Source organism: Vagococcus carniphilus (genome assembly GCF_014397115.1).
In the GTDB taxonomy this organism is placed as follows: Bacteria; Bacillota; Bacilli; order Lactobacillales; family Vagococcaceae; genus Vagococcus; species Vagococcus carniphilus.
The window spans coordinates 1,062,315-1,076,948 of sequence record NZ_CP060720.1 but is presented as its reverse complement, the minus strand read 5'-3'; the positions used below and the strand labels follow the sequence as shown (position 1 = coordinate 1,076,948).

Genomic DNA, 14,634 nt, shown 5'->3' with positions numbered 1-14,634 from the left:
TTTCCTCCGATATATAATTATTTTTTTTCTTCTTTTAATTCTTCATAGTGTGAACATTCTTTTCGAGGTTCACCTTTTTTTCTATTACATGATGGGTCTTTACATAAATTACATGTATAATTCTCTGAATCGATAGTAACTTCACCATCATCTATTTGAGCTGTTTCGATTTTTTGCTCTTCTTCAAAGACAGATTCTAGTTCTTTATTTTCTTCAACCGTTGAAGTTTCTTCTTCGAGTTCATCAACAACTAACTTTTCAGTACTAGCATCCAGTCCAGCTTTTAACCATATGTCAAGACCTTCACCTAGACGTGGGATAATCTTTGATGCAATAAATTTCTGATCTTTTTTAGCTATTTGCTCTCCAGATTCTATTGCAGCATTGACGGCACCAACATCACCTAACACTTTAATCGTTAGCCAACCCGAGCCTTTTGCTCTTTCAATGCCAGCTATTCTGACATCGGCTGTTTTCACCATGACATCTGAAACATTCACAGCACATCCAAACCCGATGACTTCTACCATTCCTAATGCTTGATTCACTTTTTTCACATCCTAAACATCTAGTTTAAAAGGAATTCCTTTTACTAAACGTGCGGCATTTTTACCAAGCGTCATCATTGACTCTTCGTTATTGTCTACTACAAAAAGAGGTTCTTTTTCAGGTAAACTTTTAAAATGAAGCACCGCTTGTTTTTCATTCACTGCAATTCCTACTTCTAAAGGAGATTTAAGTGCTTGTTCATAAGCTGCAGCAATTAAATCTAATTGTTGATTCTCCTTTAATTCACCAGGAATTTCTTCTTCTTCCATTCCGTATAACAAATGACTTAATTCAGTTTGAGGTGTCATTTTCGTGATATAAATAGTTGGTCTACTCACCATGATCCTCTCCCTTTAATTCATCTGAATATGCTAATATAAGTCCAGTTGCTACGGCGTTTCTAGGTCCTTCTGTTTTACGAATATTTCCTCTTCCTGCAACAAGAGAATAATGAGATAAAGCATCAGTTACTAATTGAGGTACTTCAAAATCAAGTGCTGAACCACCAACTATAACAACAAATGGTATATCTCTAATATTTCCAGTAGGACTCACATGAGCTAATGCTCGTAAAGCATTCGTTACAAAGACTCTTTCTTTAGCTGTTTGACGAACAATTTTAACTTTTTCAATACTTAAATCTCCAGGAATTGGGACAAAACCTTCAGGAGTAATCACCACAACTTTAGCAAAAATATTCGCTGGTAAAGCTTTATCAAAGAACTCCACTGTTCCATCTTCATGTCTGATGTAGAATAAGCTTTCCACTTTTGCTAATGGGTATTTTTTGATTGACTCAGCTAAATATCTATCGTCTAAACCAAGTTCAGAGTCGATAATCATTGTTACCATGTCACCTGCTCCAGCTAAATGAATAGCTGTTGTTTTACCATTTTTATCAATAATTGAAGCATCTGTCGAACCTGCTCCAAGATCTAAAATGGCTAATGGTTTGTTAGTTCCTGCTGTCGTTAAGGCTCCTAAAATAGCTGCGCCTGCTTCTGAACCACCAATTTCAACTGGTATACCGATTTCTCTTTCAACTTCTTCTGCAATAAGAGACATTTGTAAATGATCTGACTTCACCATTGAAGCAATCCCTACTGCTTGTTCTAAAGAAAACTCACCAGCTAAACCACCTTTAACATCTAATGGAACAAATGTATCAATGGCTAATAAATCTTGAATAAAAATATCTTTTAAGGCTTTATTTGTTAAATCCGCCATAGTTTGACGAACTCTTTCTAACATGCCTCCGATATTTGTTCCAGGTTCACCAGTGACATTTTCAATTGTTTGAAAACCAGAAACAGCCTTCATTATTTTTTCAGCACCATCAGAGATTCCAACTTTTTCAGTCCGATTATCACCTTTGATAATTAAATGACCTGCCGGTATAGTTCTTGCTTTTACATCTCCTGCTGGTGTTTTAATGACAACAGCTGAACGATTACCAATCAAAGCCCTTGAAACAGGAACAATGTTTTTAGTTTCTTCAGGACTTAAGTCAAAAACTGTGGCTATACCATAAGGATTTGCTAACTCTGAAATAACTTGCCCTTTACCTGCTACTTCAACAGCGGCTAACATGTTAAGAGGTACTTTATTAATAAAAGCTACTTCATCCACGATTGGGATAACATGAGTCAACCGGTTGTTAATTAAGACACCATCGTCTCGTTGTAAAATAGCAGCAGTAATATTAAAACCATACTCAACATATAAATTAATTAATTTAGAAGCATCATCAAAATCGATTTCTTTTGGTATAACAACAATATAAGGAACTGTTTTATCCGTTTTTTCAAAAAGCTCTGGCAGAAGAACCGTGTAACCAATGCCTAACCCCTCACCACCTGGTGTTTTAGGATCATGGCCAATCATCGTTGATTCAGTAATAATGGTTTCAGTAATAGTCTCCATTGCCACATCTCCAATAACAGGAGTTGCTTCGTTAATTCGAATTAAATCAATCTCTTTTGTTGTCATCTGCGTCTTAGCAAGCATTAAATTAATCGCATTTTTAATACCAATTAAGTTGTGACGTGTTCCTTTAATTCCCGTTGTTTCAGATAAAGCAGAGGCAATAAATTCAACACTACCATTGGGCATGACTGTTGCTAACGTCACCTCTGTAGATGAATTTCCAATATCAACACCAATGACTTTTTTCATAGTTGCCTCCTAATTAATTATCACCTTTTAATTTTTTACGTACTTCGTAATAATTAGCTGCTTCCTTGAAAAAGTTCGCTGTAATAGTTGCTTGATATTTATCTTCTAATTCCTGAGCCATATCAAGTAATTCTTGTTTAGATGAACGATACGGTCTTAAAGCACCATACATTTCTAGTAAACGGTCATCTGGAATAACTGTTAATTCCGCTGCTCTAGCAAAGTTTTGTTGAATAGCTCCACGTCCAGCATCAGCTGCAATTTCACCTTGATATTTAAGTGTTTCTTTAGTCACACGTAAATCTTGAGTGTTTACTTCATTGGCTAATACACTATCTAAAGTGATATCTGCTAATTTTTTTCCACTTGGTGCACGAACTAAATCAGGATGTTTTTCATATAATGGGTAGTCATTTCGATCCATTGTCTTTTCAAAACTTGGTTGAGTAGCAACGCTACCTTGTCCTTCTTCTGAAAGCTCCATTTGTTCTTTGATTTTTTTAATCAAGTTATCCATCTCTGTCATTTTTTACCCTCCCTTTTATTTCGAAAAATCAACTTTAATTTCTTCAGCTGGTTTACCTATAACAACATATTTAGTTTCTTTAATATGCATCATGGCTGATTTTGCTTGATAGGCCACACGTGACATTTGATCACTAACTGTTGGAACTGGATCAGGTGATTCACCTTTTGCATATTTAGCTGCATTTTTACCAATCGCTCTATAAGTATCTAACGAAATAGTTGGTGCTTGAGGGAACAATTCAAGATTTGATAAAGGTTCTAAATCTTTTTGATGGATAATAGTTGTTCCTTTTGACTGAATACCAATAGCAACACCTGAACCTGATAACTTATCTGCTTCAGCACCGATAAATGATACATCAGCCGTACGGAATACTTTAATAACTCTAGCTTGTAAACCTTCTTCTTCAATCCCTGCAACAACTTGGCGAAGAATTTCTTTATGGCTAATACCTAATAGGTTTTCTGACATAGCTTCTGCAAAGCCAGGTGCTACAGCTACAATAACTTCATCTTGTGAAGCTCCAGCTTTAGCAACTCCCATTGATTTAAACCAGTCTAATTGTTTTAAAGGAGCTACCACTTTTTCATCTGTCGTTTGAACTGTTTTTGTTTCTTGGAATGTCACTGGTTTATCGTCTAGTGGCATTTCTTTTAACACATCACGAATAATCGCTCTTAACAATTTTTCATTAATTGCTGTTTCTGACATCTTTTTCATCCTCTCCATTCATCACTAGACAGAACGTGGGTCAATCGCCATTGGAATATCTTTTACTTTTTCCCACTCTTCGCCTTCTAATCGATAACCAGTTCCTGGTCCTTGATAATCATTGCAATCATTAACGGCTGAAATAACATTAAATTGATCATCAAAAATAGCTGATGTTTGTAAAAAGTCACCTGAGACACGTTGTTTTAATAAGCTTAAAAGATCATCTGCAACATCTCTAAATCCACCATTAGCTAATGCTTTAACTAAGTCGACTCCTGTTAACCCTCTAGTCAACACCTCTTGAGCTGCTTTCATATCTTCAACTAAGTTACGATCTGGCATATCTTTTGAACCATGAGCGTAAGTTGCTGCTTCTACTTCTTCGTCAGTTATTTTTGGTAAACCTAGTTCTTCAAAAATAACTTGAATAGCTTTAGCTGCTTTATTTCTAACTTTAATTGTTTCTTCTTCTGTTACTGGTCGAAGTCCACCGTCTACTTTTAAGTCACGTTGGAAAACTAAATAATCATCCACATCTTCAATATCTGTATTTGAGCCTGCAAACATGTTATCGTAGTTTGGTACAGCTGAATAACCACATGAAATGATGTCAGTTCCTGGTAAAAATTGACCCATTAATTTTTCAGTACGTCGCATATCTGAATGTGAGAATGCTTGGTCATTACCTGAAGCTACTTCAAGATCCAACATACAACAAATTAAGTTTTCGGCTAATACTTCTCTGATACCAGATGGAACTGATCCAGGAATACCAATACAACTAACCGCTCCATTTTGTAAACCTTGAACACCACTAGCTTTAGTAATAAAAATACATCTTGCTTCTAAATAAAGCATTGAGTTACCTTCTGCATAACCCATCATTACCTCAGAACCTGAACCAGATGTAAAACGCATTTTTAAACCACGAGAAGCATAACAAGATGCTAAGAATCCTTTAGACCAAGGTGTATCATCACCATCAGTAAAAACTGGTTCTGTTCCATAAACTGAAATAGTTTCAGCATATGAAGTAAATCCACGCATTCCTAAGTCAAGTTCAGCTGATTCTTCCACTGAACATTGAGTTAATACGCCGGGACGACCTACTTGAGAACCAACTAAAATAGCAATCGCATTAAATGGTGCGTATCTTCCGACTGCAACTGTTGTTTCTTGTTCCGCAAATCCTCTAAATGCACCTTCAGCAGCATCTGCTGCAATTTGAACTGGATTATCACGCAAGTTTGTAACGTGAGATTGAGTAGCAGGTCTTCTTCTAGCATGCATTTTTTGCATAGCCATCATTAGTTCTACCATGTTCATTTGACTTACCACATCTACAATTTTGGCTGGTGTCATTGATGTAGTTAAGCTGATAATCTCATCTCTTGCCACATTAGGGTCAACCATCATAGTCGCTAACTTAACAGAATCCATTGCTAACACTTTTTCAGCATTATCTTTATCAATTCCATAATCAGCAATATAGTAATCAATTAAATCAAAATCGGCTCTTTTTTTACCGTCAAGCTCAGTAATAACATCATTTTCAATTTTTATACTTGGTTTAGGGTCATTTGGGCTTTCCATAGCGATAAAGCCTTCATCGATCCATTCTTTTACAAATCCATCTTTATGGACCGCACGCTGTTCAAGTACTTCAAATCTTTTCGAACGTCTCATTTATTATTTCCTCCCAACAACTAAATGTATGATGGAAAATCATTTACTGGTTCGCTACCTAAAGTATGTAGTAAATCTTTCCCAACTTCTCTTGCCGCAATAACTGCTTGTCTCACAGCACCTGAATCACCTTTAATATGAATCGTTACTTCGTTTGAATATTTTTGTCCATTGTTTGGTGAAGCATAAGAAATAACTTCTACATTAGCTGCTTTAACTGCTGTATCAGCCATTACAACACCGATTGCTGCTGGTGCAGCTGCGATAAGTCCGTATGCTTTACCAAGTTCTGCTCCAAATGCTTCTTGAAGAGCGTAACTTGCACGAGCTGAATATTGTAACTCAATATGTCCTGCTTCATTATTGTAAACATCACCAAAAGTGCGTTCAGTATCTTTAAGTGTCACTTCAACAGCACGTCTAACGTCTGATACGTCTTCACCACCAAAAATAATTAACACACCGTGACCACCGCCACCTTTAGTATCTCTTGGTAATTCAACACTAACGATTTCTGTATTAGTTGCTTTAACAGCTTCGTCTGCTGCAGTAATTTGTGGACCAGCACCAGATCTTGCTCCTACAATTCCAAGGGAACGATAGTTTTTCTTTAATTTCATTACTTTGGCTAAGTCAGCATCAACGTTTGCAATAACAAGACCGATTGTATCTCCAACATTTGCTGTTCCAACAAATTCTGTTAGTGAGCTTTGTTTTTTATCCACTGTTTTTTCCTCCTTGGGATTAATACCTTCTTCTGCTAAATCTGAAGAGGACATTAATTTTTCCATTACTCTATTTAAAATTTCTTCCTCATTAGTCGCCATCATTATTCACTGATACTTTCCATCTTAATCATCGGTAAAACTGACTCAACATCTGTATGTGGACGTGGAATAACATAATTAGAAATAACTTCTCCAATTGATTCTGCTGCGACAACACCTGCGTCGACCGCTGCTTTTACTGCTCCAACATCTCCACGTATCATAGTAGTAATTAATCCTTGACCGATTTTTTCTTGGCCAACAAGTTTAACATTAGCAGCCTTCACCATTGCGTCTGCTGCATTGATAGATGCAATTAATCCTTTTGTTTCAATTAAGCCCAGTGCTTCTTGTTGCATGATAGATCCTCCTAATTAATTTCGTTTTGTTTTTCTTACACGTTGAGTATAAAAAAAAAAGCTATGACATTTTAGCCATAGCTTTTTTGTGATAATTATCACGTTAATTTTAATTAACAACATCTTGTGTTGCAATTTTGTCTTAAATAATAAAAAATCCTAATGGTTCGCTCCTTCACAATATTAATTTTTGAGGTATAATAAATAAGTATTAGCAATATTTTGCTAATAAAAGGACAAATTATTCATATTTTCATTCTAAAAAGGAGGAGATTATTTAATGGATGACCATTCACAATATATCGAATCACATCAAAAAATTCTTGATACGATCCTTAGTGAATTCACTGAAGCAACAGGGTTAGCCACTATTTTAGTTGACACACAGGGCAACGAATTAACAGCTGGTTATGGTTTTTCACCCTTTTGCCAATTAATGAGAAATAATGAGGATACTAGACAGCTATGTCAAAATTGTGACATGTTTGGGGGGAGAAGCTCTTTAAAAAACAATGTGACTACTCCATATATTTGCCACGCTGGTTTAGTTGACTTTTCATATCCTGTTACCATTGATAATCAAGTAATTGGCTACATTCTTTGTGGCCAAACAAAAATTGAAGATAAATCTGATTTCCAACCTATTATTACCGAAAAAACATTTTGGCAAGATGATCCTATTTTTGTTGAAGCCTACAACAATATGCCATCTACTACACCAGAAAAAATCCGAGCAGGTAGCCAACTACTCACTATTATTATTAATTATTACTTATCAGATATTATGAGTAGCCACTTAGCTGTTCAGGAACCAACAAACATTCCTAGTCAGTTTTTAAAACAACGTCATCCCGTTAAAACGGAAGAAAAAATTCCGCTTAAACACGTGGAAACTATTTCAAACGACACTCAGAAAATCACGTCTGATAGACAAGAAATTATTGACGCACTGGACTACATCAATCGTCACTTAAACGAAGTTATTACTCTTGACGAAGTTTCTGATCATGTTTACCTATCTGGCTACTACTTTAGTAAACTATTCAAAAAAGAAGTTGGACAAAATTTTGTTGACTATGTTAACGAGAAAAAAATAAATCGTTCTAAAATATTACTTCAAGACTCTACATGGTCAATTGATAGTATCGCTCATAGCCTTGGATTCTCTCAACCAAGTTATTTTAGTAAATTATTTAAGAAAGTTACTCAAATGTCGCCTAGAGAATATCGACAAATGATTCAAGAAGAAACAAAACGTAAATAATTTCTTATTTTAAATAAAGAAAAAGAGCATCTCGAAAAACGAAATGCTCTTTTTTTCATCACAAAAAATATTAGCATATCGATTTTCTTCCTCCCGAAAAAATCAAACTAAGAAGTATCCTGGCTTTGCTTCGTCCTCAATAAACCCTTCCAACAAAAATGTCGTGGTTGTTTATATCGTCCACAATACAGTTACGGGGATAGCATCAGATTCTCACTGATTTCCTTCTTGTACCTATTTAATTTATATTTAATTATATCTTTTTAGTTCTTTCATTACAATAGAACTATTTTGTTCTTTATCTAAAATAAAAAATTTTTAAAATGGACTGAATTTGCCTCATCAACAAATCCACATTTCCGCCAGTAATTTTAGGAACTGGAATCTCAACTTCATTTAGGTAAACGATATTACCTTCTCCCTCTTGTAAAACAAAGGCTTTTTTTCCTAAATCATCCAACAACTCTCTAAATGATAAATAATAATTAGGAATGATAAAATAATCTGATTTTTCGATATCTTTTCCAAAATCAGTCCAATCGATAAATGCTTGTACTTGATTTTGAACAGTAACGTGTCTGAAAAAAGATAAACATCCAAAAGCAAAACCATTCCCCACGCTTGCTTCTGGCTTATACATAATTCTCTTATCCAGTATTTTTTCAAAAGTATTAACAGCTTTTAACGTTTCTCGATCTAAAAGTTTTACAATTTCTGGACTAGCACCTGTTAATTTTTGGTTTCGATAAGATATGCTATCTTCTCCTACTAAGGGCCCAACATCATCTTCTCCACCTAAAATTAAGTACTCATAATTCAACCATTTTTTTGCCATTTTTTCATAAGAAAACGAATAAATTTGGCCAATTTTTCCACTAGTAATTTTTATTTTCTTTCCATTTTGTCCAAAAAATTCAATTCCTAATTCCTCTAAAAAACCCAACCCCAAATCTGGTGCTATATTTGAGATATTTGTAAAAATAATTTTCTTTGTTTCTGGTCTAACTTTCTTTTTTAAAACCCTTCCAATTTCATGCGTGCTTGCCATTAAAGGTGCTTTGGCCAATTGAGGAACAATATCTTCTCCTAAAATTGAGCCAACATCTAGAAAAAGAGTTTTTTTAGAATCAGCGTAGCCATAATGTGCTTCTGATGTGAAGCCAAAATAACCTTCTGTTTGTAGGGTACTGATTGGTTCTTGATAATAATCTAATACTGTTCTCAGTGGATCGTTATGATCAACATAAGGAAAAGAAATTAGCTTTGCTGTAATTTTCTCTTTTGTTAACCATTGATTCATTTTACTAATAAACGCTTGGTCTAAGTCAACATCATTAAATAATGGACTTATTGCAAATATATCTGACATATTCATCTCCCCATTTTTATCATAGCAAATATTATTAGTACAAAATTGTCCAAAATCTGCACAATCTTGTTATTTTCAATTATTAAAAAAAACGTCAAGAAATATTTCATTCTTGACGTTTTTTAATTCATTTAATCCTAATTAGTTAGTTTCAATTAAACCGTATTTGCCATCTTTACGACGGTAAACAATACTAGTTCCGTTAGTTTCTGCATCTTCGAAGATGAAGAAATTATGACCTAACATGTTCATTTGTAATACAGCTTCTTCACTATCCATTGGTTTCAATGATAGACGTTTAGTTCTAACAATTTCTAAATCAGGTTCTTCATGTACATCAGCAGCTTCTGTTTCAATAATAGCTGTTGCTGCAGCTGTATCCAAAGCTGTTTCTCTTGATTTACGGTTAATTTTAGTTTTGTATTTTCTAATTTGGCGTTCTAATTTATCAACGACTAAGTCGATACTTGCGTATAGATCTGGTGATGTTTCTTCAGCTCTTAAAACTAAGTATGGTAATGGTATAGTAACCTCAACTTTTGCAGTTTTATCTGAATAAACTTTTAGATTAACATGTGCTGTTGATTCTGGAACATTAGTAAAGTATCTTTCTAATTTTCCAATTTTTTTCTCAACATACTCTCTGATTGCTTGAGTAACCTCAATGTTCTCTCCGCGGACATTATATCTAAACATACTAATTACCCCTTTCGTCTATCACTCAAAGAGAAAGATTCTAAGGACCACTCTCTTATCCTTCTCTTCTTACCTCTATTATAACTAACTAGGAGTTAAATGACAATTAAGTTTGATAAAAAAACGCTTTATATTTTATCTTGTTATAGAAAACGAACAGATTTCACGTGGTTTGTATGGTTTAAGACATTCATAAGCATGAAGAATGGTTCTTCCTGTTGTATAAACATCATCAACCAGTAAAACTTGTTGTTGGTATATCTTTTTTCCTGACCTTTTTGTTATAAAAAAAGGCTGTTCTGTAGCTAATCTTTCTTTTCGATTTAATTCAGACTGTCTTTTGGTTTGTTTCTTTTTATGTAACAACCGCTCATAAGATATGTTGCTACTGTCTAAAAAGCTTTCAACTTGATTAAACTCTCTATCTAACATTCTTTTTTTAGCTATTGGGATAGGGATGATAATATACTTCTCTTCCTGAAAAGATTTCAACTGTAAATGAATGTCTAAAGCAAAAGCATCTTTCATCCCAATATTTCCCAAGAACTTTAATTGTTTAAAATACTCTTTCATTTTTTCATTATGTTCATATAAATAAGAATGTTTCAATTCAAACTGAGCTAATTCTTTTTTCCATCTACTACAATCGCCACAAGTATTTCTTTTCTGGTTAATTAATTGCTTCTTACAATACTGACAATGATTGCCTTGAGTCATGTCTAGTCGATTAATTTCTAAAAAACAGGTTGGGCAACAGCTATTTTCTATTCCTTGATTCAAAGAAAATATTTCACCTAATTGTAAATGCTTAGAAAATGAACTTTGACAAAACACACATTTCACTTAAATCCAGCCCTTTCATTCATCATTTTTATTTGCTGAATTGCTTGATTGATCTCTTTTGTTTTTCCTGAATGTAGAAAATAAATGTCTCCTGTTGGAAATTCTTTCTTTCTTCCAACCCTTCCTGATATTTGAACTAAACTCGCCTGAGTGAAAACACGGTGATGAGCCTCATAAATAATAACGTCTACATTTGGAAACGTAACACCTCTCTCCAGAATAGTAGTTGTTAGAAGCCAATCAATTTCTTTTCGTCTCATCTTTTTTATTTTTTCCTCTCGCAAATCTTCATTAGCATAAACATAGGCTATTCTTTTATCAGGAAACAACCTCTCCAATAATTGAAAACACTGCTTCATTCGTTCTATATTCGGAAAAAAAAGTAAACATTGCCTATGTTGATTTTTTAAAATATTAATCAAAAAGACAGGGAGTTTTCCTTTCTTTAATCGGCTTGCTAAAAAATAATCAAAATGGCAGGTTGGGACTGGTAGCTGATAACCATGATACCTTTTAGCAAGTTGGCTATATTTTAATTCTTTTTTAGCTATTTTCTCCATTAGTTTCTCACTCGGTGTAGCTGTTAAATAAACTAATTTTCCTGTCGTTTTTAAAGCTTGTTGTGTGCCAAATTCAAGTACTGGGTTACCTGCATAAGGAAAAGCGTCTACTTCATCTACAACAATTAAATCAAAAGCTTCACGGAATCTAAGTAATTGATGCGTTGTTGTCACCACAAAATGAGTGTAGCGATACTTTTCTTTTGATTTACCATACAGTAAAGCGATTGATTCTTCAGGAAATACAGCTTGAAATCTTGGATGAAGTTCCAAGCACACATCAACTCTTGGAGAAGCAACAGCTACTCGATGTCCTTTTTTTAAAGCGACTTTTAAAAGTTCAAAAAGCATTTCAGTCTTACCAGCACCTGTAACAGCATGAATTAAATGATTTTCTTCCTGCTTATAATAATTAACTAAGTTTTTCGATATCTTCTTTTGGTCCTTCGTCAACTCGCCATTCCATTTAAAAGCAATTTTTCTTTTTTCAGTATGATTATCTGGTACTGAATAAAAATAATTTTTACTTTCAACTCTTCCTAAACCTATACATTCTGGACAATAATAAAAAGTCTCATACTTATTTGAGATGAGACAGTCCTTCTTTAAATGAGTCGTATTGCAACGTAGGCAACAGACTTTTTCTTTTTCAATAATCATTGTTTTTTCTTTCAGAATGGTCTTATTTTTCTTTAAACTACTATGATATTTACTAGGAATTTCTTTTTTTAAAAGCTTTCTTCCTTTTAAAAAGTCCTCAATTGACAAAAAAATCACCTCTTTTAATAAAAAGTACGCGGAATACTAGTTGATTTTTTATAAATAGACTATAATAGCAAGTAAGTAATTAGATGTGAAAGGATGTACGGGATGAAAAAATACTTTGTGATCGAGTCAACTGACGAAAAAACTGATTTAAACGGCGTTATTTGGCAACCAGATCTAAATAAAGCTCCTAAAGCGATTCTGCAAATTGTACATGGAATGGCTGAATATATTGAGCGTTACAATGAATTCGCAGAATTTTTAAATGAAAATAATATTTTAGTCGTAGGTCATGATCATCTTGGCCACGGAGAATCTGTTGCTATCGAAAATCCTACTTATGGGTATTTCTCAAAAGGTGATAGCCCTAAAATTTTAGTAGAAGATACCTATCAAATAACTAACTACATCAAAAAAAGATATCCAAATATTCCTCTATTTATTATGGGACATAGTATGGGCTCTTTTGTTGTAAGAAACTACTTAAAAGAGTATTCAGATAAAGTAGATGGTGCTGTTTTAATGGGCACTGGAGGTAAAAAAGAAGAAATTAAAGTAATGAAACGCCTTGTAAAAGGTTTAAATACTCTTAGCCCTAAAGCTGTCAACCACGGACTAAATCACTTATCATTTGGCGGATTCAATCGAAAAATCAAACAAGCTTCTTCTCCTTATTCTTGGTTGTCCAAAAATGAAGAGAACGTAAAACAATACGAAGCAGATGATAAATGTGGTTTTATTTTTACTAATAATGGCTTTTATACTTTGATCCATTTAGTCGATGGTGCTACGCAAAAAAATTGGTTTAAAACAATTCGCAATGAATTACCTATCTTAATTGTTAGTGGGGAAAAAGATCCAGTTGGTAATTACGGGAAAGGACCACGAAAAGTTGCTGTTGAATTAACTGATCATTATTTCTCTGACGTTACATTGAGACTTTATCATGATTTAAGACATGAAATTTTAAACGAAACTGAAAAAGAAGATGTGATGAATGACATTTATGATTGGTTAACAAATCATTTATAAAAACAAAAACAATTGAGACAGTTACACAAAACTAGTAACTGTTTCAATTGTTTTATTTTAATTGTTCAAAAGTCGATAACATTTTATCTAAATCTTCTAAAACTTTTTCAGATGGCTTTTCATCACTTGTCCAAGCAGCTAAGTTGATAAAATAGTCTTTTGTTTCGACTAAATACGTTTTATATGTTAGGTTTCTGTCTTTGTTGTCCTTTAAATTAAAATTTAAATAATAGCTATCCAAACCATTTAACTCTTTTTTGACCGGTTCTTTTGTTATCTTTCCAGAAGCCTCTTCAACTTTTTTAGTAAAAGAAGTCGAGTAATTCTTTAAATCAGTTTCTTTTGGTTCAAAACCAGCAGACATAAAAGACTTTGTGTCTTTATTAGCTACTAAAAACACAATAGTTTTATCTTTATTTGGAAATTTAATCCATCCATCAAGTAGTTTAAATCGATAATCATGCTCGTCTAACGTAAATGTATAAGTTAGAGCATCTTTAGGATCTGTTTCTTTTACTTGATTCACTTCTTTTTTATCTTTCGTTTGACCACAGCCCACTAAAAAGCTTAAACTAAGAATTGGTAGTAAAAATAAAATTATTTTTTTCACGTTTTACACCTCTCATTTTTCATTATAGCAACACTAAACTAACTTGGAGGTTACTCATGCTATCACATTACTATACCATAAAAGAGAATGGACAGTTTGAAATTGTCATAAAAAAATCCCGTTTTATTTGCACTCTTAAGCGAATTGATTCAGAAGATGAAGCGAAAGAAATCATTCAACATATCAAAAAAGAACACTGGAAGGCAAACCATAATTGTATGGCTTATGTTTTTGGTGAAAACCAACAAATTCAGCGTTCAAGTGATGATGGTGAACCTAGCGGAACAGCTGGTGTTCCTATGTTGGAAGTTCTTAAAGTAAAAAAATTACATAATGTTTTAGCCGTTGTAACTCGTTATTTTGGTGGTACAGAGTTAGGTGCTGGAGGACTAATCCGTGCTTATAGTAACTCTGTTTCAGAAACTTTAGAACATGTAGGATTAGTTGAAGGAAAACTACAACAAGAAGTCCTTGTTACTCTAGATTATTCGCTTCATGGAAAAGTCCAACATTTTCTAGAAAATAAACCTGAATACACACTAAAAGACACCTTATTTACCGACAAAGTAACTATGATTATTATGGCTGATGAAGCAGACGTCACAACTTGTCAAGAAGACATCGTTGATTTATTAAGCAATAACTGTGACATAACTCTTGGTGAAACAGATTATGTCGAAATTCCTCTCTAATCAAAAAAAGGAAGAAAGTTTACT

General features: G+C 33.7%; 16 protein-coding genes and 1 riboswitch. Of the genes, 3 read left to right on the top strand and 13 right to left on the bottom strand.

Going from position 1 to position 14,634, the window contains the following annotated elements:
* Positions 1-17: 17 nt before the first annotated feature.
* Genes H9L18_RS05400 through H9L18_RS05365 form a run of 8 tightly spaced genes read right to left on the bottom strand, consistent with a single transcriptional unit; the run spans position 18 to position 6,779 of the window.
* Positions 18-548: a BMC domain-containing protein gene (locus H9L18_RS05400; RefSeq protein ID WP_126794080.1), complete on the bottom strand. Its 531-nt coding sequence runs from the start codon at positions 546-548 to the stop codon at positions 18-20.
* Positions 549-560: 12 nt separating this feature from the next.
* Complete coding sequence (locus H9L18_RS05395; protein WP_246433313.1) at positions 561-887, bottom strand: glycerol dehydratase reactivase beta/small subunit family protein; 327 nt, start codon at positions 885-887, stop codon at positions 561-563.
* On the bottom strand, positions 880-2,724 hold the full coding sequence (locus H9L18_RS05390; RefSeq protein ID WP_126794085.1) for a diol dehydratase reactivase subunit alpha: 1,845 nt from the start codon (positions 2,722-2,724) through the stop codon (positions 880-882). Before H9L18_RS05390 ends, H9L18_RS05395 begins: the two co-directional genes overlap by 8 nt.
* A gap of 13 nt (positions 2,725-2,737) precedes the next feature.
* On the bottom strand, positions 2,738-3,250 hold the full coding sequence (locus tag H9L18_RS05385) for a diol dehydratase small subunit (RefSeq protein ID WP_126794090.1): 513 nt from the start codon (positions 3,248-3,250) through the stop codon (positions 2,738-2,740).
* 15 nt (positions 3,251-3,265) lie between these two features.
* Positions 3,266-3,964 carry a propanediol/glycerol family dehydratase medium subunit gene (locus H9L18_RS05380; RefSeq protein WP_126794093.1) on the bottom strand — a complete coding sequence of 233 codons (699 nt, stop codon included), beginning with the start codon at positions 3,962-3,964 and terminating at the stop codon, positions 3,266-3,268.
* Between the two features lie 24 nt (positions 3,965-3,988).
* Complete coding sequence (locus tag H9L18_RS05375; RefSeq protein WP_126794096.1) at positions 3,989-5,653, bottom strand: propanediol/glycerol family dehydratase large subunit; 1,665 nt, start codon at positions 5,651-5,653, stop codon at positions 3,989-3,991.
* 20 nt (positions 5,654-5,673) lie between these two features.
* The gene (gene pduB / locus H9L18_RS05370) at positions 5,674-6,480 is read right to left on the bottom strand and encodes a propanediol utilization microcompartment protein PduB (protein ID WP_185847490.1); all 807 of its coding nucleotides are present in this window, start codon (positions 6,478-6,480) and stop codon (positions 5,674-5,676) included.
* A gap of 2 nt (positions 6,481-6,482) precedes the next feature.
* Positions 6,483-6,779: a BMC domain-containing protein gene (locus H9L18_RS05365; RefSeq protein ID WP_126794102.1), complete on the bottom strand. Its 297-nt coding sequence runs from the start codon at positions 6,777-6,779 to the stop codon at positions 6,483-6,485.
* Between the two features lie 280 nt (positions 6,780-7,059).
* Here H9L18_RS05365 and H9L18_RS05360 point away from each other — a divergent pair, with 280 nt between their 5' ends.
* Positions 7,060-8,043 carry a PocR ligand-binding domain-containing protein gene (locus H9L18_RS05360; protein ID WP_126794105.1) on the top strand — a complete coding sequence of 328 codons (984 nt, stop codon included), beginning with the start codon at positions 7,060-7,062 and terminating at the stop codon, positions 8,041-8,043.
* A gap of 92 nt (positions 8,044-8,135) precedes the next feature.
* Positions 8,136-8,312, bottom strand: a riboswitch (cobalamin riboswitch).
* Positions 8,313-8,341: 29 nt separating this feature from the next.
* On the opposite strand, the gene H9L18_RS05355 is transcribed toward H9L18_RS05360, so the two are convergent.
* The 4 genes from H9L18_RS05355 to H9L18_RS05340 all read right to left on the bottom strand — a co-directional run bounded on the left by H9L18_RS05355 (position 8,342) and on the right by H9L18_RS05340 (position 12,279).
* On the bottom strand, positions 8,342-9,412 hold the full coding sequence (locus H9L18_RS05355) for a glycerate kinase (protein ID WP_185847485.1): 1,071 nt from the start codon (positions 9,410-9,412) through the stop codon (positions 8,342-8,344).
* 141 nt (positions 9,413-9,553) lie between these two features.
* Positions 9,554-10,108 (bottom strand): ribosome hibernation-promoting factor, HPF/YfiA family, encoded by a 555-nt coding sequence (hpf, locus tag H9L18_RS05350; protein ID WP_126794112.1) that lies wholly within the window; start codon positions 10,106-10,108, stop codon positions 9,554-9,556.
* 135 nt (positions 10,109-10,243) lie between these two features.
* A complete protein-coding gene (locus H9L18_RS05345; RefSeq protein WP_126794115.1) occupies positions 10,244-10,888 on the bottom strand; it encodes a ComF family protein in 645 nt (214 codons plus the stop codon).
* Between the two features lie 59 nt (positions 10,889-10,947).
* A complete protein-coding gene (locus H9L18_RS05340; RefSeq protein WP_126794118.1) occupies positions 10,948-12,279 on the bottom strand; it encodes an ATP-dependent helicase ComFA in 1,332 nt (443 codons plus the stop codon).
* Between the two features lie 102 nt (positions 12,280-12,381).
* Here H9L18_RS05340 and H9L18_RS05335 point away from each other — a divergent pair, with 102 nt between their 5' ends.
* A complete protein-coding gene (locus H9L18_RS05335; RefSeq protein WP_126794121.1) occupies positions 12,382-13,308 on the top strand; it encodes an alpha/beta fold hydrolase in 927 nt (308 codons plus the stop codon).
* A 52-nt stretch (positions 13,309-13,360) separates the two neighbouring features.
* On the opposite strand, the gene H9L18_RS05330 is transcribed toward H9L18_RS05335, so the two are convergent.
* A complete protein-coding gene (locus H9L18_RS05330; RefSeq protein WP_126794124.1) occupies positions 13,361-13,918 on the bottom strand; it encodes an LptM family lipoprotein in 558 nt (185 codons plus the stop codon).
* Between the two features lie 56 nt (positions 13,919-13,974).
* Here H9L18_RS05330 and H9L18_RS05325 point away from each other — a divergent pair, with 56 nt between their 5' ends.
* A complete protein-coding gene (locus H9L18_RS05325; protein ID WP_126794127.1) occupies positions 13,975-14,610 on the top strand; it encodes a YigZ family protein in 636 nt (211 codons plus the stop codon).
* Positions 14,611-14,634 lie beyond the last annotated feature (24 nt).